Here is a 20,477-nt window from a genome sequence, read left to right on the forward strand (position 1 = left end):
CTCAGCCCAACAGGCGCGCGGCCCCCTGCACAGGAGGCCGCGCCCAGGGAAGCTGAACGTTAGAAGCCGCTGACGTTCAGGCGCCCGCCCGTGACCGTCTTGCCGTTCAGGCTGGCGGTGGGCACGGCGCTGCCCAGAATGGCGGCGCGGATGCTCTGGGCGCTGGCGCCCGGGTGGGTGCTGGCGTACAGCGCGGCGGCGCCCGAGACATGGGGGGTGGCCATAGAGGTGCCGTTGTAGCTGCTGTACTTGTTGTAGGGCACGCTGCTCGTGATCGCCACGCCGGGCGCGCCGATGTCCACGCTGGTCTTGCCGTACTGGCTGAACGAAGCCAGCGCGCCGGCCTTGTCAATGGCGGCCACGGCGATCACGGCGTCGTAGCCGGCGCCGGCCGTGGTGTCGTAGTTGCTGGGGTAGCTGGCGGTCGTGTCGTTATTGGTGCCGCTGTTGCCCGCCGCCGCGATAAACAGGATGTTGGCCTTGGCGCCGCGCACAATCGCCTCATACAGGGCCTGCGAGTAGCCGCCGCCGCCCCAGGAGTTGTTGGTGGCCACGATGTTCAGGCCGTGCCGGGTCTTCAGGTCGGTGAAGTAGTCCACCGCCTTGATGGCGTCGGCGGTGCTGCCGCCCCGGCGCCCCAGGAACTTGCCGCTGATCATGGTGACGTTGTGGTTCACGCCCACCACGCCGCCGTCGTTGGCCGTGCCGCCAATGGTGCCGGCCACGTGGGTGCCGTGGCTGTCCTGGCTGCCGCGCGTGCCGCCGTCGTAGACGGTGTTGTCGCTGTTGGCAAAGTCCCAGCCGCGCGTGTCGTCCACGTAGCCGTTGCCGTCGTTGTCGCGGCCGTCGGCCGGATCAAAGGGGTTCAGCCAGACGTTGCCCTTCAGGTCCGGGTGGTCAAACTGATAGCCCTCGTCAATGATGCCCACGTACACGCTGTCGCTGCCCACCGCGCCGCGTGCCCAGGCTTCGGCGGCCTGGCTACCGTAAGCGTTGGCAGGAGTGCTGGCGTCGCCCGCCATGCCCCACAGGGTGCCGTTGGTGTAGTACAGGTCCGAGGCCGTGGCCTGGTGCTCGTAGAGCCAGTTGGGCTCGGCAAAGCGCACCAGGGCGCTCTGCGCCAGCTGGGCCACCTTGGCGGTCACGCTCTGGCCGTCGGTGATCTGGGCGCGCAGCAGGGCCGCGCCGTTGACCGTGGCCAGGGTTTCAAGCGACTGCACACCCAGGCTGCTCAGGGCGCTCAGGCTCTGGGCACTCAGGCCGCCGCGCAGCTGCACAATCACCTCGCCCGCCACATACTGCCCGGCGACGGTCACAGGTGCGCTTTCCGTCGCTGCACCCAGCTCCGGGGCCGAGGTGGTGGGGGACTGGCCGCAGGCGGCGAGCAGGGCGGTCAGGGTCAGCAGCAGGGGCAGACGTGCATTCATGAAAACCTCCGGGGCAGCGCGCTGGGCGCATGCGAACAGGGGGACCGGGCGGGGTCTCCTGCCCACCTTGCGTTTTGAAAAGAGATAACGGGCAATGTAGCGATCCGCGCCCCCCAGGGCTGTGAAATCTTCGGCATATGAGAACGGCTCCGGTGCCCGGCAGGTGGCCGCGCTACAGTGCCGGGCATGAACGCGGTGGGCGGGCGCGGGGTGGCCAGCGGGGCCAGGGGGCAGGGCTGATGCCCGGCACCGGGGGCGGCCCCGGCGCGGCGGCGGGCGGCGGCCTGACCGATGTCAGCTACACCACCAACGCCGCCAACGCCCTGATCCACCTGTACCGCGCCGAGGTAGGCAAGATGACCGCCTACCGCCAGCGGCTGGACATGACCACCAACTGGTCGGTGGTGACCACCGCCGGTCTGGCGTCCTTTGCGCTGGGCGACGTGAACAACAGCCACGCCACCTTTCTGTTCGCCATGTTCATGAACTACTTTTTTCTGCGTCTGGAAGCCCGGCGCTTTCGTACCTTCGAGATTGCACACCACCGCGTGCGCATCATGGAGCGCTTTTTTTACCCGGCCATGCTGGGTGACCGCGTGGACCCGGGCTGGCACCAGTTGCTGCTGGCTGAACTGGGCAAGCCCCGCAGCCCCATGACCCGCGCCGACGCCCTGGGCTGGCGCCTGAGCCGCAATTACCTGTGGATCTACGCCGCTGTGCTGCTGGCGTGGCTGGCCAAACTGGACCTGGGGCAGCCCAAGGGTTGGGTGATGACCTTCCCCGAGGCCTTTTCGCTGGCCGATATCGGCAACTTTCCGGGCTGGGCGGTGTTTCTGGGCGTGGGCCTGTTCTACCTGCACCTGATTTTCCTGGCCGCCCGCGCCGCACAGACCTATCCGCTGGAAGAGGGCTAAGTCTCTCGCAGGTGATCTTTAGATCTACCAAGCGGACAGGGACAGCGGCGCCGCAGAGCGAGGCACGAAAAAAGGACCTTGGACCGGGAATGGAAACGTTGATGGGGTGAAGGGTGCGGTCCTTATGTCTCTGCCCGTGCCCGTCCCTGCCTCACCCGGGCCTCGCGCCACAGCTGCGTGCCCAGCAGAGCCGCCGCCTGCAGGCCCAGGCTGCGGTGATACCACCCGGGCCGCCCCGCCAGCAGGCACAGCCCCAGCCCCAGCAGTTGCGTGGACAGCCCCAGGTTGGCGCTGAGGGTCAGGGCGGCCCTGGGGGTGTAGGCGCGGCGGTCAGCAGCGGTGGGCGGGTGGCTCGCCGCGCGGCGCAGTCGGGTCTCGAACAGGGCGCCCAGCACCCGCTCCTGCGGCGTAAAATACGCGGCGTACACCGCTTCCAGCGCGCGCAGCACCAGCGGATGATCGCCGCCCTGCGCTGGCGCGTCCCGGAAAGTTTGCCCCCGGGCCCCACGGTACTCGCGCTCCCACAGGTAATCCACGCTCAGAATCAGGCTTTGCAGCAGCGTCAACGCCCAGCCTGCCCGGCCAGCCAGAGCCACGTTCAGGGCGGCATTCACCACGAGGTCCATCTCGGTGTCCAGGTAGCGGCCGGTGGCGGTGGTCTGCCCGGTGGCGCGTGCCAGCTGGCCGTCCAGGTTGTCCAGTAGGGTTTTCAGCTGCAGCAGCAGCGCCGGGGTCAGGCGGTCGCCGCGCCGGATCAGGCCCGCTGCGCACAGGCCCAGCGTGGTGTGCACCAGCACCACCTGGGCCGGGTTCACCCGCCAGCGGGCCAGCGGCGGCACGAACTGCTGCGCGGCGGGGCGGAACAGCGCCTCGCAGGCCCATTCCCGCGCGGGCCGGGCCTTGAAGGTGTGGGCGGGGTCCGGGTCTACCGGCGGCCCCCACGCGGGGCGCTTTTGCGCACGCCGGCGTAGCGGTTGCGCTCCTTGCGGCGCTGGGCCCGCGTGGTGCGCCCGGCGGCGCTGCGGGCGTCCACCTGGGCCTGCAGGCGCCGGGGCACAAAGGTGTCCACGTTCAGAAAGCGCGACAGGGGCAGGTACAGTGCCAGCACGAACAGCAGGCTGCCCCACCACGTGTTCAGGTAGGGCCGCAGCGGCGTGAGTTGCAGCAGGCTGCTCAGCAGTGTGGCCAGCACCGCAAACAGCATCACGCGCACCAGCAGTTTCAGCAGCTTGGGCGTGGTGAAGCCGGGGTGGGGGTCCGGCGTGGTCAGCCAGCGCCAGGGGTTCATGGGGTGGCCTCTGGGCCTGCCGGGCGCGTGCTGGCCCCCAGCGTCAGGCGCTCGCGGAAGGCGGTTAGCTCGGGGAACCTGGCGCCTTCGGGGTCGTCCACGGTCACGATCAGGGTGGGCTTGTGCTGCGCCGCCGCCAGCCGGGCCGCTGCCGCTTGCGCCGCGCCGTCACGGGCCGGCACCACAAACACAAAGCCGCGCACGGCGCCCTTGCCGCCCAGCAGCGAGGTGGCCCCGAACAGTTCCAGGTCCCCCGGGGCCGCGCGCTCGCCCGCCGGCAGGCGCTCGGCGCGCTTGAGCACCTCGGGCACGGCCAGTTCGTGGCTGTACACCGCGTGCAGTTCGGCCTCGTCCAGCGCCGCGCGCAGCGGCGAGAGCAGGTGCCCCTCGCCCAGCAGGGCGCGCGGGCCAATCACGGCCGCCGTGACCCGGCTGGCGCGGCTGAGGGCCGGGGGGGCCACGCGCGGGTCACTGGCCAGCGGCTTGACTTTTTCCAGCGCCCGGCGCACCTGCCCGGCATTCTGGGCCACACGCATGCCCACCTCGGCGGCGGCGCCTTCCAGGGTCTCGGGCTGGTCTGGCACCGCCAGCAGCGTGGGCAGGCCACTGATCCGCCGCGACAGCAGTTCCGGCAGCGCCTCGCTCCAGCTGTCACCGCTGACCCAGGCCCACTGCGGCAGCAGGGCCAGATCCACCTTCGGCAGCGCCAGGATGCGCCCCAGCGCCAGCTGCACCGTCACCGGCTCGCCGGGCAGGCTCTCGCGTCCCAGGGCCAGGGCGCGGGCATCGTCCAGGGCGGGTTTGACGGGCTGGGCGCCCAGTTCTTTCAGATACGCCGCCCAGTACCCGGGAAGCCGCGCGGCGCGAGATTCAAGCAGACCAACCCTCATTCTGCCCAGTGTACGCGCAAGGGGTTGTGGGGTGTGGGTTGTCGGGTGTGGGAAGGGCGGAGGGGCTTCAGGCGTTCATGGTACCAGCAGGCCTTTTGCCTTTTCAGGGCTTAAACCGTGCCGCCGCTGCCCCGGTCTTTCCCCTGATCCTGCTTTTCCTACACCCCACACCCCACGCCCCACAACCTCCCTTACCCACTGCCCTCCTCCGCATCGGCCTTGCCTTCCAGCTTGGCCTGGGTGGCGGCTTCGGCCAGTTCCACGTCGCGGTCGTCAATGTGGCGCTGTTCGGTGTGATATTCGAACAGTTCCTGGCGGGCGCGCAGCTTGGACTGCGGCTGTTCCAGGTCGCCGCCGCTGCCCCGGTGCACCCGCTGAAAGAACACCAGCGCCCCCCCGGCCAGCGCCAGGGCGCCCGCGAAATACAGCGTGTCCAGGGGCTTTTCCCAGCGCACAAAGTGTTCCAGAAAGGTGACGCCCAGAATCACGATGATCACCGACACGACCTTCTGCTCCAGGTCGGCCAGACTCTCGACCCCCAGCGCCGAGGTGAGGTTCAGCGGCGTGATGAACAGCGAATACAGTCCCACGCCAATCAGGTAGAACACCACGGCCTTGAGCATGGTGCTCACGATTTCCAGAAATTCCACGGCCAGTTCGCCCTTCTGGCTGGAAATGCCCTGGGCAAAGGTGTCGCGCCAGGATTCCCAGATGGTCTGCAGCGCCAGCAGTGTGCCCTGCAAAAAGAGACTGAACGACACCAGCAGCACGGCGATCACGGCAATCAGCACCACGAAGCGGGTGCGGCCAATCACCTCGCTGAACCACTCGCGTTTGGACGGCTCGGCGGGGGGCGGGGCGGCCGGGCCCGGGGCAGAAGAACGGGTCACGCCGCCCATGATGCGGTGGGGGCGCCGCCGCGCGGGTGGGGCCCGCCTTTACGCTTGCCTGACCCTCGCCGCCCACTGGCCTCCCAGTGTGGCCGCGCGGCGCCCTATGCTGGGCCGCGTGAACACCGAGCCCCGCCTGACCCTGCCGGACGCCCTGCGGCGCGTGTTGCCGGCCGCGCGCTGGGAGAGGCTAGATGGCGGCCAGAGCGGCGCGCAGGTGTGGCGCTCGACCCGGCATGTGGTCAAGGTGCAGCCCCGGGGCCAGGGGGCCCCCAGCCTGCAGCAGGAGCGCGAACGTCTGCGCTGGTTCGCTGGGCGCCTGCCGGTGCCCGCCGTGCTGGGCTTTGAGGTGACCCCGGAAGCCGAGTACCTCGCGATGACGCGCCTGAGCGGCATCCCCATGAGCCACCCCGACGCCCTGCTGCACCCGGAGCGGGTGGTGGGGCTGCTGGCGCGCGCCCTGCGCGAACTGCATGCCCTGCCGGTGCGCGACTGCCCGTTTACCGCCACCCTGGCCGTCACCCTGCCCCTGGCCCGCGAGCGCGTGCAGGCTGGGCTGGTGGACGAGGCCGACTTTGACGAGGAGCGCCAGGGCCGGGGCGCTGTGAGCGTGTTCAATGAGCTGGCCCGCACCCGCCCCGCCCACGAGGATCTGGTGGTCACCCACGGCGACGCCACGCTGGACAACCTGATCGTCAGCGGAGAATACGTGGAGGGCCTGATTGACCTGGGCCGCGCCGGCATTGCCGACCGCCACGCCGACTTGGCCCTGGCGCACCGCAGCGTGCGCGCGGACCTGGGCCCGGTGTACGCCGGCATGTTCCTTGACCTGTATGGCCGCGCCCTGGTGGATGAGGGCAAGCTGGCCTATTACACGCTGCTGGACGAGCTGTTTTAGATTGCCAGCATCCCAGCTTCGGCCGGTGGGGCTCTAGGGGAGGGAGCGCCGCATGCCCCAGTCCTGGGCCTTCAGATCCGCCTCAAACTCGGCCCGGGAAGCGAACCCCAGGCGCTGTGCCGCCTCGAAGTAAGGCTGCACCTCCACTTCGGGATCGTGAATGGAGATGCCCCACAGCAGCGAGATCACGTGCCCCAGCCACGCTGCACGGAAGGGATAGGCGCGCACATACGTCAGGCGCTGCTCCTCCGTCCACACCTGCTGCCGCCACCATTTAGACCAGGCCATCTTGTAAAGTTCACCAGCACCCATTCGCCACCCGATGCTGTAGGGATGAAGGTGTGGGTAGGCCGTCCAGAGAGGCGGCACCGTTCCATGCGCCTTGAGAATGGCATCCAGTGTCGCAGCAATCTCGGGGTGCATGCCCACAAGTGTAGAGGGCGCGCATTCTCGCCAGAGAGGCACAAATGCCACCAGAAAGCAGGTCGTGGCGGTCTGGTCTTCAGGCTGCGGACGTGCCGGTACAACAGCACTGGCGGGCACCCCCTCTGAGGAAGGCCCGCCAGTGGAAAGAGCCTGCGCCCCCTATCGCCTCTCTGTGCCCTACGCCTTGACCCACTCGCGCAGATAGTTGGCCACCAGTTCACTGACATTCACGCCCTCGCGCGCCGCTTTATCCAGTTGCGCGGCCTTTTCCTCACGGGTGATGGGCAGCCACAGCGCCACATATTCCTGCCCGCCTTCCTGCTTGAATTCGCCGCCCAGCTCGTCGCGCTGCACAAAACCAGTCTTGTCCATGTCGTCCCCTTCGGTGCCGGCCCGCATCAGCCAGTCCACCACGCGCGCTTTTAGAAAGCGCCATTCCCGCCCGACCTTGCGTCCGGGCACCTCGCCGCCGCGCACCAGGGCGTAGGCGGTCGTTTCGCTCACCTTCAGGAAGGCGGCGAGTTCTTCGAGCGTGAGCACCTCGTCTGTGGTCATGCCTTGATTCTGCCACCTCCTCTCAGGTGAGGTTATCTTGCGGCAAATTGCACTAATTGTCAATAGATAGCGCAAGTTGATATCAGTTGCTTCTGTAAGCCTGGGTGAAGTCGGGGGGGCGGGGGGCCGTGGTCTACTCCGGGCATGGTGACCCTGGGGCGTCTGGTGGCTCGTCATCCGTGGTTGACCCTGCTGGCGTGGGTGCTGGCGGCGCTGCTGAGCCTGCCGTTTGCCGCCCGCGCGCCTGCCGCCCTGAACGCCGACCCGGCGGGCGGCCTCACCCACGCCGAAGCCACGCGCGTAACCGCGCTGCTGCGCGACCGCTTTGGCGAGCGCGACACGAACACGGCGGTGCTGGTCACCCGCAGCCAGCCGCCCCTGAGTACGGCGCAGGGCCGCGCGGCCTACAAGCGGTTTGTCGAGGGGCTCCGGGGGGTAGAGGGGGTCAGCCGTGTGGTGCCCGCCCAGGCGGGGGGCCCACTGCCCACCCAGGACGCGGCCGGCACCCTGGGTCTGACGCTGGCGCAGATTCCGCTGGAAGACGGCGCCACCGAAACCCTGGCGCGCGTGCGGGCCTACGCGGCGGGCGTGGACAGTGCGGCGCTGGACGTGCGGGTGACGGGCGGGCAGGCCATTGCCGACGACTTCACCTTCTTTGCCGAGCAGGACACCAAGCGCAGCGAACTGACGGCCCTGCCGCTGATCGCGGGGCTGCTGCTGCTGGTCTTTGGCGCGCTGGTCGCCACGGCGCTGCCGCTGGCGGTGGGCATGCTGAGCATCAGCGTGGCGATGGCCACCCTGTACGGCCTGACCCATGTGATGCAGGTGAGCACCTTTGCCCAGAGCGTGATCACCATGCTGGGGCTGGGTGCGGGCATTGACTACGCCCTGCTGATGGTCAACCGCTTCCGCGAGGAACTGCGCCGCGACCCGGACCCCCGCCGCGCCGCCGCGCGCACCGTGCAGACTGCCGGGCGCAGCGTGGCCTTTAGCGGCCTGACGGTGGCGATTGCCATGGCGGGGCTGATTCTGCCGCCCATCGCGTTTGTGCGCTCAATTGGGATTGGCGGGGTGCTGGCGGTGCTGCTGACCGTGCTGGCCAGCCTGACCGTGCTGCCTGCGCTGCTGGCCCTGCTGGGGGAACGAGTGAACAGCCCGCGCATCCTCAAATTCACCTGGGCCCAGAGTGGCGCGGCCTCGGCAGCCTGGACCGCCTTTGCGCGGCGGGTCACGGCCCGGCCCTGGGCGGCGGTGCTGGGGTCCTCGGCGCTGCTGCTGCTGCTGGCCGCCCCCGCCCTGACCATGCGCACCGGCTACGCGGGCGCCTGGGGCCTGAGCCCGGGGGTCGAAAGCCGCGACGCCCTGAAAGATGTGGAAGCCCTGGGGGCGGGCGGCCTGCTCAGCCAGTTCGAGGTGGTGCTGGACCTGCAGGGCCAGCGCTACGGCCCCGAAGACCGCGCGAGGTTTCAGGCGCTCGTGGAGCAGTTGCGCGCCCTGCCCGGCGTCAGGGGCGTCCTCAGCCCCTTCCTGACCCCGGCCGATCTGGCCTCGGCGGGTGGGAGTGATGCCGAGGGCCTCGCCGCCCTGAGCGTCCTCACGCGGCGCTCGTTCAGCGCGGACCGCACCCTGCTGCGCGTGACCGTGGTGCCAGAGCGCAACCTGCCCGCCGCCGAGATTCCGGCGTTCGAGCGGCAGCTGCGCCAGACCCTGCAGGCCAGCGGGTACCTCTACCTGCTGGGCGGGGCCCCCATTGGCGGCGAGGAATTCAGCCGCGCGATCACCGGGGCGCTGCCCGCCGTGATTGCCGCCGTCTTTGCGGGCACGTTCCTGCTGCTGATGGTGGCCTTTCGCAGCCTGCTCATTCCCCTCAAAAGCATTCTGATGAACGCCCTGACCGTGGCCGCCGCCGCCGGCGTGGTGACCCTGGTGGTGCAGCACGGGTTCCTGGCCGGCCCCCTGGGCATTCCCGCCGATGTGGGCGTGCTGGACGCCAGCCTGCCGGTGCTGCTGTTTGCCGTGATGTTCGGCCTGAGCATGGACTACGAGATTTTCCTGCTTTCCCGGGTGCAGGAAGAACATCTGCGCGGCGCCAGCAACGATGAGGCCGTGGTGCTGGCCGTGGGCCACACCGCCCGGATCATCACCAGCGCGGCGATCATCATGTTTATCGTCTTTGCGGCGTTTGTGTTCGGGCGTGTGGTCGCCAGCAAGAGCATTGGCCTGGGGCTGGCGGTGGCGGTGGTGCTGGACGCCACGCTGGTGCGCCTGGTGCTGGTCCCGGCGTTCTTAAAGCTGGCGGGACGCTGGAACTGGTGGCTGCCCCCGTGGCTGGAGCGGGTGTTGCCCCGGATTCGGCTGGAGCATTAGGGGGTGTGGGGCGTGAGTTGTGGGTTGTAGGAAAAACAGCAAGGCGCGTGGGGTGCGGGCCGCTTTGCCCACACCCCACACCCTATCCCTGCGCCTGGGCCTTTTTGCGCCGCACGAACCACACGATGGCGGCCACCACTACCACGGCCAGGATCACCTTGCTGGCGGGGCCCACGTACTGCTCCACGCGGTCGTAGTTTTCGCCCAGCAGGTAGCCGGCGCCCGCCAGGATGGACGCCCACACCGCCGAACCGATGGAGCTGTAAATCAGGAACTTGGCCATGGGCATTTCGCTCATGCCGGCGGGCAGGCTCAGCAGGCTGCGGATGCCCGGCACAAGGCGCCCGAACAGCACCGCCTTGGTGCCGTGCTTGTCGAACCAGTCGTCGGCCTTGCGGATGTCCTTGCCGCTCAGGGTGAGCCACTTGCCGTATTTGTCGGCCCACTTCACCAGCTTTTCCTCGCCAAAGGCCCGGCCCAGGTAGTACAGCGGCAGGGTGCCCAGCACGCTGCCCGCCGTGCCCACCAGAATCACCAGGGGCAGGCTCAGATCCCCGCGCGAAGCCGCAAAGCCGGCTGAGGGCATGATCAGCTCGCTGGGAATGGGCGGAAAGATGTTTTCCAGGATCATCAGCAGCAGGATGCCCACATAGCCCATGCTGTCCATCAGGTTTTGCACCCAGTCGGCCATACCCCCGAGGGTAGCGGCTTTTGCTCAGCCTTCACGTCCGCCGAAAGTGAAGTCCGCTTTACGCACCTGCCCCCTACACTGCCCCCATGAACGCCCTGCGCGCCGTGATCTTCGACTTCGACGGCACCATCTTCGACACCGAAACCCCCGAATTTCAGCACTGGCAGGCCCTGTACCGCCGCCACGGGCGCGAACTGCACCTGCAGGACTGGCAGCGCGGCATTGGCACCTGGGACGCCTTTGACCCCTGGGCTGGGCTGCCGGAACACGTGCAGGCCCAGCGCGAGACGGTGCATGAGGAACTGCGTGGGGCGGTACACGCCGCCCTGGAAGACGCCGACGTGCGCCCCGGCGTGCGCGCCGTGCTGGACGAGGTGCGCGCCCGGGGGCTGGCGCTGGGGCTGGCCACCAGCAGCGACCGCGCCTGGGTGACGCGCTGGCTCTCGCAGCATGGCCTGCTGAACCACTTCAGCGCCCTGGCCACCCGCGACGACGTGCGCCGGGTCAAGCCGGACCCCGAACTGTACGTGCTGGCCGCGCAGAGGCTGGGCCTGGACCCTGCCGCCTGCCTCGCCGTGGAAGACAGCCTGAATGGGGCCACCGCCGCCGTTGCAGCCGGCATGGGCGTGGTGGTGGTGCCCAACGAGGTCACCCGCACCCAGCCCTTTCCCCCGGCGTGGCCCCAGTTGCACGGTTACGAGGGTGGCCTGGACGCACTGCTGCAGGCGGCGGGACGGAACTGAAACGGGTGCGGCCCCTGAGACCGTTCCCAGGGGCCGCCTTGCGAACGACTTATTACTTGATGTTCTTCTGCATGGTCTGCACGGCTTTTGCCAGCAGGGCCGAGGCGTTGGTGCCGGGCTTCTTGACGCCTTCGGTAATCGCCTCCGTCCAGGGCGTCCAGACCTGGCCCATTTCCGGCACGTTGGGCATGGGGGTGCCGCTGGTGATCACGCGCCCGAAGCCGTTCACAATCGGGTTGGCCGCGAGGTTGCGCCGCACCGTCACGTTCACCGGAATACGCCCGCCCGCCTGGTTAAAGGACAGCTGCGCCACGCCCGTCACCATGCCACGGGCGAACTCGGCCGCTGCCGCCTTATTGGGGCTGTAGGCGTTCATCACGATGCCCTGCACGCCCACGAAGGGGCTCCAGGGATTCGGCGCCCCGGGAGGGGTGGGCAGCGCCGTGATGCCGTAGTTGATGCCCGCCTTCTTGATGTCGCCCATGTCCCAGGGCCCGGTCACGATCATGGCGGCGTCGCCCTTCAGGAAGGCGGCCTTGGCCTTGTCGCCCGTCATGCCTTCGGGCACCAGCTTGTACTTGAAGCGCAGGTCGTTCAGCAGGTTCAGGGCGCGGGCGGCCCCAGCGTTGGCGAGGCCAATGTCCTTCACGTCCAGCGTGCCGCTGTTGTTCTTAAACACGTAGCCGCCATAGGCGCTGATCAGGCCGTACTGCATATAGGCGTTGCTCAGGTCGGTCACGAAGCCGTATTTGCCGCCGCCCGTGTTCTTCTGGGCCACGCGGATGAACTCGTTCCAGCTGGTGGGCGCGGTGGGCACCAGTTTCTTGTTGTAGACCAGCGCCACCGACTCCGCGAACATGGGCAGGCCGTACAGCTTGCCCCGGTAGGTCAGGGCGGTGAGGGTGGTGCGGTCAAACTCGCCCCGGCGCGCCACGTAGGCGTCCATGGGTTCCAGCACGCCTGCCGTGACCAGCTGCCCAAAGCGGTCCTGGGGCAGCGTGACGATCAGGTCTGGGCCCTTGCCCTTCTTCGCGGTGGCGATCAGCTGGTCGGCCAGCTTGTCCAGCGGCACGTTCACGATTTTGACCTGGTTGCCGCTGAGGCGGGTGTAGCTGGCCGTCTGGGCCTTGAGCCACGCCACCTCGGCGGTGTCGGTGAAATGGCTCCAGACGGTCAGGGTGACGGCCGAAGCGGGGGTGGACAGGGCCAGCAGGCTCAGGGTCAGCAGTCGGTTCATGGGGCTCCTCGTCCCCCGGATGGACACGGCGCGCCCCTCCAGGCATCTGGCCTGGAAGAGGGATCAGCCACGCGGCTGGCAGCGGTTCCACAGGGGTTCCGAAACGCATCTTCTCCCCTGAATTCTTACGAAATTGTCAACGCCACGTCAGCCAATGGGCTTTCATCTGGCAAGACAGCGCCCCATCGGGCTTTCTCATGACTGAGAAATACTCTTCTTCCTTTGCGAATGGCGCTGTGCTGTCAGAAAGCGGGGGCGGAAGTCAGTCCGACCCCTGCCCCCGTCATGCTGGTTTTAGGCTCTACACGTCCTCGCTGCCCGTGTCCATGCGAACAATCCGGGGCTGGAAGGTGCCGACCACGTCCACCAGATCGCGCTGACGGCCAATCACCTCTTCAATGCGCTTGTAGGCCTGGGGCGCCTCGTCAATGCCGCCGCCCAGCAGGGTGACGCCGCGCTCTTGCAAGTAGGCCTGCACGTCCTTTTTGGCCAGGGTGCGCTCGGCGGCCTTGCGGCCCAGCACGCGCCCGGCGCCGTGGCTGGCGCTGCCCAGCGCCTGCGGGTTGCCCCGGCCGCGCACCACGTACCCGGGGTCGGCCATGCTGCCGGGAATCAGGCCCAGTTGCCCGGCCTCGGCGGGGGTGGCGCCCTTGCGGTGCACGATCAATTCCTGCTCGCCCACCGTCTGTTTCCAGGCGAGGTTGTGGCTGTTGCGCACCTGCGCCAGCGGCTGCACGTTCAGGGCGCGGGCCAGCCGGGCGTGAATCAGTTCGTGGTTGGCCAGCGCGTAGCGGCCCGCCAGATTCATGGCCTGCCAGTAGGCCTGCCCCTCTTCGTGGTCCAGTGGCAGCCACGCCAGCTTCTTGGCCTCGGGAGCCAAGCCAGGGTGCAGGCGCTCGGCCAGCCCTGTGAAGTGCCCCGCCACCTGCGCGCCAAAACCCCGGCTGCCGCTGTGCGACAGCACCGCCAGATACTCGCCGGCCTCCAGGCCCAGGTCACCTTCCGGCAGGGTGAAGGTGCCGAACTCCACGAAATGGTTGCCGCTGCCCGAGGTGCCGATCTGGGTGGCGGCCTTGTCGAACAGATGGCGCAGCAGCGCCTGATCGCGCCACGTGCCTTCGTGCAGCACCTCGTGGTCGGGGCGGTCACGCTTCTCAAAGGCCACGCCGGCCCCAAAGCGGGTGTGCTTGAGCAGCAGCGCCTTGCCGTCTTCGGCGTGCAGTCCCTGGGGGGCCAGCGGCAGCACGCTGAGCATCATGGAGCAGCCGATGTCCACGCCCACGCCGTAGGGAATCACCGCGTTTTCGGTGGCCAGCACGCCGCCAATGGGCAGGCCGTAGCCCACATGGGCGTCGGGCATCAGGGCGCCGGCGCGGCTGACCGGCAGGCGCATCGCCACGTCCATCTGGGTGCGGGCGCCCGCTTCAATCAGGTCCTCGCCCCACACCGGGTAGGGCAGAGGCGTGGGGCGCAGCTCGGCGCCCTTCTGGGCGTCGCGCTTGGCCTGCTGCGCGGCCAGTTCAGCGGCCAGCTCGGCGTAGACGCCGCCTGCAAGGTACGCTTCGGGGTTGGCCTGCACCGCACGCAGTTCCGAGAGGATGTCCTCACGTTCCAGGCCCGCTTTTTCACGGGTAGTGGCGGCGGTCTGTGCCAGGGCAATGGCTTTTTTCTCCAGGCCAAGTTTTACAAGGTGTTTGCCGTTCATGGGGGTCTCGTTTCAGGGAGGAGAGGGGGCGGGAGGGCGGGCTGGGGGCATTCGGGAACCGGTATCGGCTGGATCGGGCATGGCGTACCTCCGCCCTGCACTGTGGCGCGCGTGGCCCCGGCCGGGCATCGGCCAGACGGCCGACTCTGCCCTAGCGCAATTCACCAGCCGGACAAACGAACATGGCCCATTTCATCCCTCTTTCCCCCAGGCGGGGATGAGGCGGCGCTGGCCGGGCGTAAAGCTTGGCGGGCCAGAGAAGGGGCTGGCCGCGCAGGCCTACAGTTTTTGGTGGACGCTCTCCTGGCGCCTTCTTCCTATTCTCCGTGTTGGAGGTGCCCTCTGCGTTCAGGCGTGGTGATCTGCGGGCTGGTGCTGGGCGGGGCGTTCCTGTTGGGCGCTCAGCCGTCGGCCCGTCATCTGGCCCTGCAGCTCAGCTCTGCAAAGACCCTGCGGGAGCGGGCATGGTCAGAGGCGGCCACCCGCGCGGCCTGTACGGACACCGCGCACATCGCCATTCGCCGCGCTTCGGTGGTCAGGCTGGTGTTCACCTACCCCATTGAACACGTGGGCGAAACCTGGACAGCCCGGGGTGTGGTGTTCCTGAAGGAAGGCCCAGACGGGTTGACCCGCATGCCGTTTCACTGTGCGTTGAGCGCCACGTCAGACCAGTTCTCTGTGGGGGGGCCAGCCCTCACGATGGGCCCGTCAATGGTGAGTGTGCGTCCCGGCGCCGTCAGGCACGCACCGGATGACCTGGGGGACAACGCTTGGTCCATGCCCACTCTTTCAGCGCACGGCGGGCCAGCCGCGTGCATCCAGCGCCAGTTGCCGCGCTTGCACCGGCACGCGGCGCAGCAGGCGAAAACCGAAGCTGGTCCAGCGCCATTCGCTCAGCGCCTGCCCCGGAGCCTGCGGGGCCGCGTAGGTGACTTCCAGGGTCACCAATGTGCCGTCCGGGCGCACCGTCAGTGCCGAGACGGGCTGAAACAGCGCGCTGCCCACCCAGACTTCCTGATAGCGCCCCCCGGGCCGGGGCCGCAGCACCGCAATATGGGCGCTGCGGCCCTGGGCGTCGCGGTTGCCGGTGATGGGCGTGGGGGCCGCCGCCCAGCGCCCTATGGGCCAGTCGCGCCAGGGTCGCCAGAGGGCCAGCACGCATTCGGGCTGCCGGTCGCCCGTCACGTCGGCCCAGGCCTGGCTGCGCACGTCCCAGGCCGGGGGCAGGGTCAGGGGCGGGCAGGAGGGTGCGGGGCGCACCTGGAACGCTGGCCCCCACTGGCCCCCCGGGTTCAGCGCGCGCCAGGGGGGTGACCCGGCGCCGCCGGCCAGGGCCACTGGCAGCGCCAGCAGCAGGGTCAGCCCCCACTTCCGGGTCAGCATGGGGGCAACCCCAGGCGGCGCAGGGCGGTGCGGCGATCCTCGCCCGTGGCGGGCCCCACGCGCCCGGCGCGGATACGGGTGGGCACGGCGCAGGCAGCGCCCACCTGCCGCAGCGGAACGCGAACCACCGCGCCCACGCGGGTGGCGGGCAGCGCCTGATCGAACAGCAGATTGCCCAGGCTGTAGAGCACCAGCGCAGGTCCCCGGGGGCCGCGCAGCACCTCGTGGCCCTGCAGGACATGGGGCCCGCTGCCCGCCACCACCGTGGCCCCCGCCGCCACCAGCGCCCGGGCCTGCGCGCGCTGCCGGGCGGTGGTCAGGCCGTATTCCTCGCCCCAGTGCGGCAGCACCACCACCCACGCCCCGTGCGCCGCCGCCCGGATGGCCGCCAGGGGGGGCGGCGTGCGCCCGTCGTCCAGATAGGCCACAAACGCCACGCGTTCGCCGCCCACGCGGCTCAGGGTGGGCGTGCGGGTCACGGGCACTACCCCGGCGGCGCGCAGGGCCCCCTGCGACTGCGCCTGCCCGGCCGGGCCACCGTCGCGGGCGTGGTTGTTCTCGGTGCCCAGGTGGGTAAAGGGGGCCAGCGCGGCCACCCCCGCTGGCGGCGCGCGCAGGTCAATGCCCGGGGTCTGGCGCGGGGTGGTGGTCAGGGGGGATTCCAGGTTGGCCGCTGCGACGTCGGCGCGCAGGGCCGGGGCCACCGCCGCCAGCGCGGCGGGCCAGTCGCTGGCATTGGCTGCCGCCACCCCGCGCGCGAGGCTCACGTCGCCCGCCACCGCGAGCACTGGCCCCGCCGGGGCCGTGTCCCGCCCACCCGACACCAGCAGGGCGCCCAGCGCGAACAGCAGCAGGCCGGCCCCTCCCGGCCAGAGGATGCGCACGTTCACGGCGTTCTGGCCTGCCCCGCGCTCATACGGACTGCCGTCCATGTCCGGAACAGCCAGAACAGAACAGGCTGTTCCTCTCCTGCGGAGCCTTCCAGGTCTATTTCCCGGACATCCGTATTCCTTCTCTGCTGCGCCGCTCTGCTAGGCCCTCCGGTCGGAGACCGTCTCACTTCACCACAATGCCGCTCAGCCACGGGTGCAGGGGCGGCACCTTGCCGCTGCGCAGCTGGGCGCGCCACGCCTCGTTGGTCAGGCGGCTGCCGGCCGGCACGGTGAATTCGTACTGGCTGTACACGCCGCCGCGCGCCACCTGCAGGCCGCCCCGGCCATCGGGCACCACGGCGTACAGCTCGTGGATATAGCCGGTGGCCTGTTCCAGCGCCCGGCCGTTGCCTGTGGCGACATCGGCCACCACTGCCGCCATGTCGTTTTCGTCGAACTGGCTGGCGTTCTCGCCGTCCTGGGGGTCGGCGCTGGCCAGTTTCATCTGCTCCAGCCAGCCGCCGTACAGGTGCAGCCGCTCGTAGTCCTCGGCGCTCAGGGCCTGCCCGGCCAGCTGCCGGGCGGTGGCCGCATTCAGGAACGTCAGCATGGCGCGCAGCTCATCCAGGTTCTGCTTGGTGCGCGCCGACAGCACCCCCTGGCCGGCCAGCACCCGGCGGGTCAGCGCCTCCAGGGTCAGCAGCCGGGTCCAGACGGCCGCGTTGGGCTCCACGTAGCCGCGCGCGGGTTGGGGTTCTTCTATGCCGCCCATCTCGGCCATCGTCTGCTTGGCGTACAGGATGGTGTCGTGGCGCAGTTCAGTCCACGAGCCCAGGGCGGTGAGCATCTCCTTGCGGGTCCAGGCCGCCGTGCGCATAAAGGCCGGGTAGCGGGCGTCGCGCGCGGCCGGCTTGGCCAGCGGCTGCAGGGCGTACAGCCAGCCGCTGTACACGTTGGCGGTCCAGTCGGCTTCTTTCAGGGCGGCAAAGCTGGCGCGCACCTTGGCCATCTGCGGCAGGTAGTTGGCGTAGCGGTCCTCGCCCGAGCGGCGCAGCTCGTTCAGCGCGGCGTCGCTGCCCAGGGCGGCCAGCAGGTCCAGGCCACGCGGCAGCCAGCGCTCCTGGCCCTGCTTGCCCACCTCGCGGTACACCAGCCGCTGAAAGGCCGCGCCGTCTAGGGTGAAGCGCTGGCCCATCATGCGGAAGCCCAGAGTCTCGCGCTCGCGCACCTCGCGGCCCTCGCCGGGCCGGGCCTCCACGAACAGGCTGTTCACCTGGGGTAGGGGCAGCTTGGCCAGCGCCGCCTGGAAGGTGCTCAGGACCGCCGGGTTCGCCAGCCGGCGCACCTGCCCGCCCGTGGCGGCCCTCAGGGCGGCGGCGTACTGGCGGTAATCCAGGTCGTCGCTGCGGCCAATCAGGAGGGCGGTGGGGTCATAGATGCGCGCCCAGAGTTTCTGGGCCTCGGGGTTGCCGCTGATCAGGTTGGTGAGCAGCGCGGCCACGCGGGTTTCGCCGGGGCTTTTTACGCGCAGGTTCAGGCGGCCCAGCCACATCATGGTGCGGAAATAGCGCTTCAGGGCGTCGCTGCGGGTGTAGTGGCCGCGCGGCACGTACTGCGAGTAATCCTCTTCCAGTTCCGTGGCGGCAAAGATAGGCGACGTGGCCTGGCCCTGGTGGGCGTCAATCAGCCGCACCTCCTGGGCCACCAGGGCCGCCACCTCGGCCGGGGGGGTGGTGGCCGGGTCAATCAGTTCCTGCGCCACCGCCAGGTAGGCCAGGGCGCGCCGGGCGTCGCCTTCCAGGGCCGTGCCTTTCAGGGCGGCGTGCTGGCGCCGGGCGTCCGCGACCAGCAGCGCGGTCATGCGGCGCAGGGCGGGTGACAGGGCCTCGCGTTCCAGGTCGCGCAGCAGCTTGCTGAACACGAGGTGGTAGGCGTGCAGCATGGAGTCGGTGGTCACGAACACCGGCTGGTTCAGGTAGCGCGTGGCCTCGTATACGCCGTCGAAGTGCGCCCAGGTGGCGGGCGCGATCACGAAGCCGTTCTTGCTCAGGGCCGCGCGCTGGGCGGGGCTCAGACCGCTGGTGCCGACCTCGGGGTCCGAACGCAGCAGTTCCTGGTTCTTGATGGCCGAGAGGTTGACCGGCAGGGTGTACGAACTGGGAGCGGCCAGCGCGGCAGGCAGCAGGGCCGCGCCGGGCAGGGCCAGCAGCAAGGTGAGGGTGAGGCGGCGCATGGGGCTGTCATACCACGCCGCCTTCTGGTCTTTGTCGGTAAATGCCGGGAGGGGGGCGCCTAAGCCCGCAGCGCGGCTTCGGCCTCGGCGGTCTCGTTCCAGGGCAGGGTCTCGGCGGCGCGTTCCAGGGTGTCTTCGGGGCCCTTTCCGGCCAGCAGCACGGTGTCGCCGGGCCGGGCCCCGGCAATCGCCGCCCGGATGGCCTCGCGGCGGTCCGGGACGCGGGTGAAATTCGTGCGACCCGCGTCCCGCGCTCCCCGTTCCATCTCGGCCAGAATCTCGTCCAGCGGGGTGTCACGGCAGTCTTCTTCCGTGAAAAAGGCGTGGTCGGCCAGCCGGGTGGCAACCTCGCCCAGCGGCGCCCGCTTGCCGGGGTCGCGCGGGCCGCCCGCCGATCCGAGCACCACCAGGAGTCGCCCCGGCGTGGTGGCGCGCAGGGTGCCCAGGGCCTTGTCCAGGCTGGGCGGCGTGTGGGCAAAGTCCACGATGACCCGGCGCCCCTGCGGGTCGGGCACCAGCTGCATGCGGCCGGGCACGCCGGCAAAGGTGGCCAGCCCGGCGCGCAGCTGCGCCACATCCGCCCCCAGGTGCGCCGCCGCCGCCATCGCCGCCAGGGCGTTGGCCACGTTAAAGCGGCCGATCATGGGCAGCTGGGCATCGAACTCGCCGTGCGGCGAGACCACATGAAAGTGCAGGCCGGTTGAGCGCTCTTCAATGCCCCCGGCGCGCCAGTCGGCGTGCTGGCCTTCGGCGGAGTAGGTGGTTTCCTGGGGCGCCACGCCGCGCAACTGGGCGGTCCAGAGGTCGTCCACGTTCAGCACGGCGAAGGGCGAACGCTCGATCAGGCGCCGCTTGTCGGCAAAGTAACGGTCCATGGTGCCGTGAAAGTCCAGGTGTTCGGGGCTCAGGTGGGTCCAGATGGCCGCCGACCACGCCACGCCGCGCACCCGGTCCAGGGCCAGGGCGTGGCTGCTGGCTTCCAGCACGGCGGCCTGCGCGCCTGCCGCGATCATCTCGGCCAGGGTGGCCTGCACCTGCGGCGCCTCGGGGGTGGTGAAATGTGCGGGGAAATGGCGCAGTTCACCGTCTGGCAGCTCGTAGCCGGCGGTGCTCAGCAGGCCGGTACGCAGGCCAGCGGCGCGCAGCAGGTGGCGGGTGAGCCAGCTGGTGGTGGTCTTGCCGTCGGTGCCGGTGACCCCCACCACGCGCAGTTCCTGGCTGGGGTGCCCGGCCAGCGCGGCGGCAGCGTCGGCCAGGGCGGCGCGGGCGCCCGGCACCGTCAGGTAGGGCAGGGGCGAGGTGACACCTTCGGGCAGCCCCTCGCCCAGCACCGCCACCGCGCCCGCCTGGGCCACCTGTGCCAGAAAACTGTGTCCGTCAAAACGCGCGCCGCGAATGGCCACGAACGCGAACCCCGGCTGCACCCAGTCGGCGTTGTGGGTCACCCCCGTGACCTCGGGGTTGGCGTCGGGGGCACTCAGGTGCAGGGCAGCGGCCAGCTCGGCAAGGCGCATGGGGCGCATGATACGGAAAGGCGGTGGCGGCGGGGCCAGGGGGCGTGGTCTGGAGGGGTGCCCAGCGCCTGAGATGCGCCACTGTGGCCGTCCACATGCTGCAGAGAGCCCCCGGCCAACCCCACTGCTTTTTCTTCTGCCCTTGCGAGGGGCTCGCAGAATGGCGGCCCAGATAAAGGAAACAGGCCAAGCGCCCCACACGATCTTTTCGTCACGGCCACCGCAGCCGCCTCGCACACTGGCCGAGTCCCTGTTCAACCATCGTTCGGACCGTGTTTAAGCGAGGCGAGTAAGACCATGAGAGAAACGTCGTCTGACAGCGGTCTTCCGTTCCATTGAGGGAAGGCAGGGACCTCCCTCAACGCCACGCTAACCGCTGTCTGTCGCGGTCACTCGCGCCGCTCGCACCACCTGACCTGAAGGTGAACCCTGCAGGTCTTGTGG

The 20,477-nt window shown here is 69.5% G+C and carries 18 protein-coding genes; 4 read left to right on the forward strand and 14 right to left on the reverse strand.

The genetic code is table 11. The features are described 5' to 3' along the window. Positions 1–59: 59 nt before the first annotated feature. On the reverse strand, positions 60–1,427 hold the full coding sequence (locus tag KMW22_RS13325; RefSeq protein ID WP_221090532.1) for a S8 family peptidase: 1,368 nt from the start codon (positions 1,425–1,427) through the stop codon (positions 60–62). 239 nt (positions 1,428–1,666) lie between these two features. Here KMW22_RS13325 and KMW22_RS13330 point away from each other — a divergent pair, with 239 nt between their 5' ends. Next, positions 1,667–2,341 carry a DUF2270 domain-containing protein gene (locus tag KMW22_RS13330; protein ID WP_221090533.1) on the forward strand — a complete coding sequence of 225 codons (675 nt, stop codon included), beginning with the start codon at positions 1,667–1,669 and terminating at the stop codon, positions 2,339–2,341. A gap of 122 nt (positions 2,342–2,463) precedes the next feature. Here the strand turns inward: KMW22_RS13330 and KMW22_RS13335 are convergent, their stop codons facing one another. The 4 genes from KMW22_RS13335 to KMW22_RS13350 form a co-directional block, all read right to left on the reverse strand. Continuing rightward, positions 2,464–3,180 (reverse strand): CDP-alcohol phosphatidyltransferase family protein, encoded by a 717-nt coding sequence (locus tag KMW22_RS13335; protein ID WP_328774701.1) that lies wholly within the window; start codon positions 3,178–3,180, stop codon positions 2,464–2,466. Between the two features lie 86 nt (positions 3,181–3,266). Further along, on the reverse strand, positions 3,267–3,629 hold the full coding sequence (locus KMW22_RS13340) for a hypothetical protein (protein WP_221090534.1): 363 nt from the start codon (positions 3,627–3,629) through the stop codon (positions 3,267–3,269). Then, on the reverse strand, positions 3,626–4,519 hold the full coding sequence (locus KMW22_RS13345; protein WP_221090535.1) for a hypothetical protein: 894 nt from the start codon (positions 4,517–4,519) through the stop codon (positions 3,626–3,628). Before KMW22_RS13345 ends, KMW22_RS13340 begins: the two co-directional genes overlap by 4 nt. A gap of 191 nt (positions 4,520–4,710) precedes the next feature. Next, positions 4,711–5,418, reverse strand: a complete 708-nt coding sequence (locus KMW22_RS13350; protein WP_221090536.1) for a YqhA family protein — start codon at positions 5,416–5,418, stop codon at positions 4,711–4,713. Between the two features lie 109 nt (positions 5,419–5,527). On the opposite strand from KMW22_RS13350, the gene KMW22_RS13355 reads away from it, so the two are divergent. Next, the gene (locus KMW22_RS13355; protein ID WP_407928447.1) at positions 5,528–6,307 is read left to right on the forward strand and encodes an APH(3') family aminoglycoside O-phosphotransferase; all 780 of its coding nucleotides are present in this window, start codon (positions 5,528–5,530) and stop codon (positions 6,305–6,307) included. Positions 6,308–6,340: 33 nt separating this feature from the next. On the opposite strand, the gene KMW22_RS13360 is transcribed toward KMW22_RS13355, so the two are convergent. After that, a complete protein-coding gene (locus KMW22_RS13360; RefSeq protein ID WP_221090537.1) occupies positions 6,341–6,730 on the reverse strand; it encodes a hypothetical protein in 390 nt (129 codons plus the stop codon). 180 nt (positions 6,731–6,910) lie between these two features. After that, complete coding sequence (locus KMW22_RS13365; RefSeq protein ID WP_221090538.1) at positions 6,911–7,288, reverse strand: helix-turn-helix domain-containing protein; 378 nt, start codon at positions 7,286–7,288, stop codon at positions 6,911–6,913. Between the two features lie 144 nt (positions 7,289–7,432). Here KMW22_RS13365 and KMW22_RS13370 point away from each other — a divergent pair, with 144 nt between their 5' ends. Beyond that, positions 7,433–9,655: an MMPL family transporter gene (locus tag KMW22_RS13370; protein WP_221090539.1), complete on the forward strand. Its 2,223-nt coding sequence runs from the start codon at positions 7,433–7,435 to the stop codon at positions 9,653–9,655. An 82-nt stretch (positions 9,656–9,737) separates the two neighbouring features. On the opposite strand, the gene KMW22_RS13375 is transcribed toward KMW22_RS13370, so the two are convergent. Then, positions 9,738–10,346 carry a DedA family protein gene (locus KMW22_RS13375; protein ID WP_221090540.1) on the reverse strand — a complete coding sequence of 203 codons (609 nt, stop codon included), beginning with the start codon at positions 10,344–10,346 and terminating at the stop codon, positions 9,738–9,740. Positions 10,347–10,432: 86 nt separating this feature from the next. Between KMW22_RS13375 and KMW22_RS13380 the strand changes: the two genes are divergently transcribed. Next, a complete protein-coding gene (locus KMW22_RS13380) occupies positions 10,433–11,089 on the forward strand; it encodes an HAD-IA family hydrolase (RefSeq protein WP_221090541.1) in 657 nt (218 codons plus the stop codon). A 52-nt stretch (positions 11,090–11,141) separates the two neighbouring features. Here KMW22_RS13380 and KMW22_RS13385 read toward each other — a convergent pair whose 3' ends face one another. The 6 genes from KMW22_RS13385 to KMW22_RS13410 form a co-directional block, all read right to left on the reverse strand. Continuing rightward, entirely contained in the window at positions 11,142–12,326 is a 1,185-nt protein-coding gene (locus tag KMW22_RS13385; RefSeq protein WP_221090542.1) for a sugar ABC transporter substrate-binding protein, read from the reverse strand. A 301-nt stretch (positions 12,327–12,627) separates the two neighbouring features. Continuing rightward, entirely contained in the window at positions 12,628–14,031 is a 1,404-nt protein-coding gene (locus KMW22_RS13390) for an RtcB family protein (RefSeq protein WP_221090543.1), read from the reverse strand. Positions 14,032–14,820: 789 nt separating this feature from the next. Then, positions 14,821–15,414, reverse strand: coding sequence for a hypothetical protein (locus tag KMW22_RS13395; RefSeq protein WP_235692934.1), 594 nt, complete (start codon positions 15,412–15,414; stop codon positions 14,821–14,823). Continuing rightward, positions 15,408–16,346 carry a CapA family protein gene (locus KMW22_RS13400; RefSeq protein ID WP_221090544.1) on the reverse strand — a complete coding sequence of 313 codons (939 nt, stop codon included), beginning with the start codon at positions 16,344–16,346 and terminating at the stop codon, positions 15,408–15,410. The genes KMW22_RS13395 and KMW22_RS13400 overlap by 7 nt, the downstream gene beginning before the upstream one ends. 124 nt (positions 16,347–16,470) lie before the next feature. After that, positions 16,471–18,519, reverse strand: a complete 2,049-nt coding sequence (locus tag KMW22_RS13405; protein WP_221090545.1) for a DUF3160 domain-containing protein — start codon at positions 18,517–18,519, stop codon at positions 16,471–16,473. 59 nt (positions 18,520–18,578) lie between these two features. Further along, positions 18,579–20,033 carry a UDP-N-acetylmuramoyl-L-alanyl-D-glutamate--2,6-diaminopimelate ligase gene (locus tag KMW22_RS13410; protein WP_221090546.1) on the reverse strand — a complete coding sequence of 485 codons (1,455 nt, stop codon included), beginning with the start codon at positions 20,031–20,033 and terminating at the stop codon, positions 18,579–18,581. Positions 20,034–20,477 lie beyond the last annotated feature (444 nt).

Source organism: Deinococcus aquaedulcis, assembly GCF_019693445.1.
GTDB lineage: Bacteria > Deinococcota > Deinococci > Deinococcales > Deinococcaceae > Deinococcus > Deinococcus aquaedulcis.

Excerpts from the sequence above, each read along its gene's own strand:
- KMW22_RS13325 (WP_221090532.1), bottom strand. The coding sequence starts at position 1,427 with ATGAATGCACGTCTGCCCCTGCTGCTGACCCTGACCGCCCTGCTCGCC.
- KMW22_RS13330 (WP_221090533.1), top strand. The coding sequence starts at position 1,667 with ATGCCCGGCACCGGGGGCGGCCCCGGCGCGGCGGCGGGCGGCGGCCTG.
- KMW22_RS13340 (WP_221090534.1), bottom strand. The coding sequence starts at position 3,629 with ATGAACCCCTGGCGCTGGCTGACCACGCCGGACCCCCACCCCGGCTTC.
- KMW22_RS13345 (WP_221090535.1), bottom strand. The coding sequence starts at position 4,519 with ATGAGGGTTGGTCTGCTTGAATCTCGCGCCGCGCGGCTTCCCGGGTAC.
- KMW22_RS13350 (WP_221090536.1), bottom strand. The coding sequence starts at position 5,418 with ATGGGCGGCGTGACCCGTTCTTCTGCCCCGGGCCCGGCCGCCCCGCCC.
- KMW22_RS13360 (WP_221090537.1), bottom strand. The coding sequence starts at position 6,730 with ATGCACCCCGAGATTGCTGCGACACTGGATGCCATTCTCAAGGCGCAT.
- KMW22_RS13365 (WP_221090538.1), bottom strand. The coding sequence starts at position 7,288 with ATGACCACAGACGAGGTGCTCACGCTCGAAGAACTCGCCGCCTTCCTG.
- KMW22_RS13370 (WP_221090539.1), top strand. The coding sequence starts at position 7,433 with ATGGTGACCCTGGGGCGTCTGGTGGCTCGTCATCCGTGGTTGACCCTG.
- KMW22_RS13375 (WP_221090540.1), bottom strand. The coding sequence starts at position 10,346 with ATGGCCGACTGGGTGCAAAACCTGATGGACAGCATGGGCTATGTGGGC.
- KMW22_RS13380 (WP_221090541.1), top strand. The coding sequence starts at position 10,433 with ATGAACGCCCTGCGCGCCGTGATCTTCGACTTCGACGGCACCATCTTC.
- KMW22_RS13385 (WP_221090542.1), bottom strand. The coding sequence starts at position 12,326 with ATGAACCGACTGCTGACCCTGAGCCTGCTGGCCCTGTCCACCCCCGCT.
- KMW22_RS13390 (WP_221090543.1), bottom strand. The coding sequence starts at position 14,031 with ATGAACGGCAAACACCTTGTAAAACTTGGCCTGGAGAAAAAAGCCATT.
- KMW22_RS13395 (WP_235692934.1), bottom strand. The coding sequence starts at position 15,414 with ATGCTGACCCGGAAGTGGGGGCTGACCCTGCTGCTGGCGCTGCCAGTG.
- KMW22_RS13400 (WP_221090544.1), bottom strand. The coding sequence starts at position 16,346 with ATGGACGGCAGTCCGTATGAGCGCGGGGCAGGCCAGAACGCCGTGAAC.
- KMW22_RS13405 (WP_221090545.1), bottom strand. The coding sequence starts at position 18,519 with ATGCGCCGCCTCACCCTCACCTTGCTGCTGGCCCTGCCCGGCGCGGCC.
- KMW22_RS13410 (WP_221090546.1), bottom strand. The coding sequence starts at position 20,033 with ATGCGCCTTGCCGAGCTGGCCGCTGCCCTGCACCTGAGTGCCCCCGAC.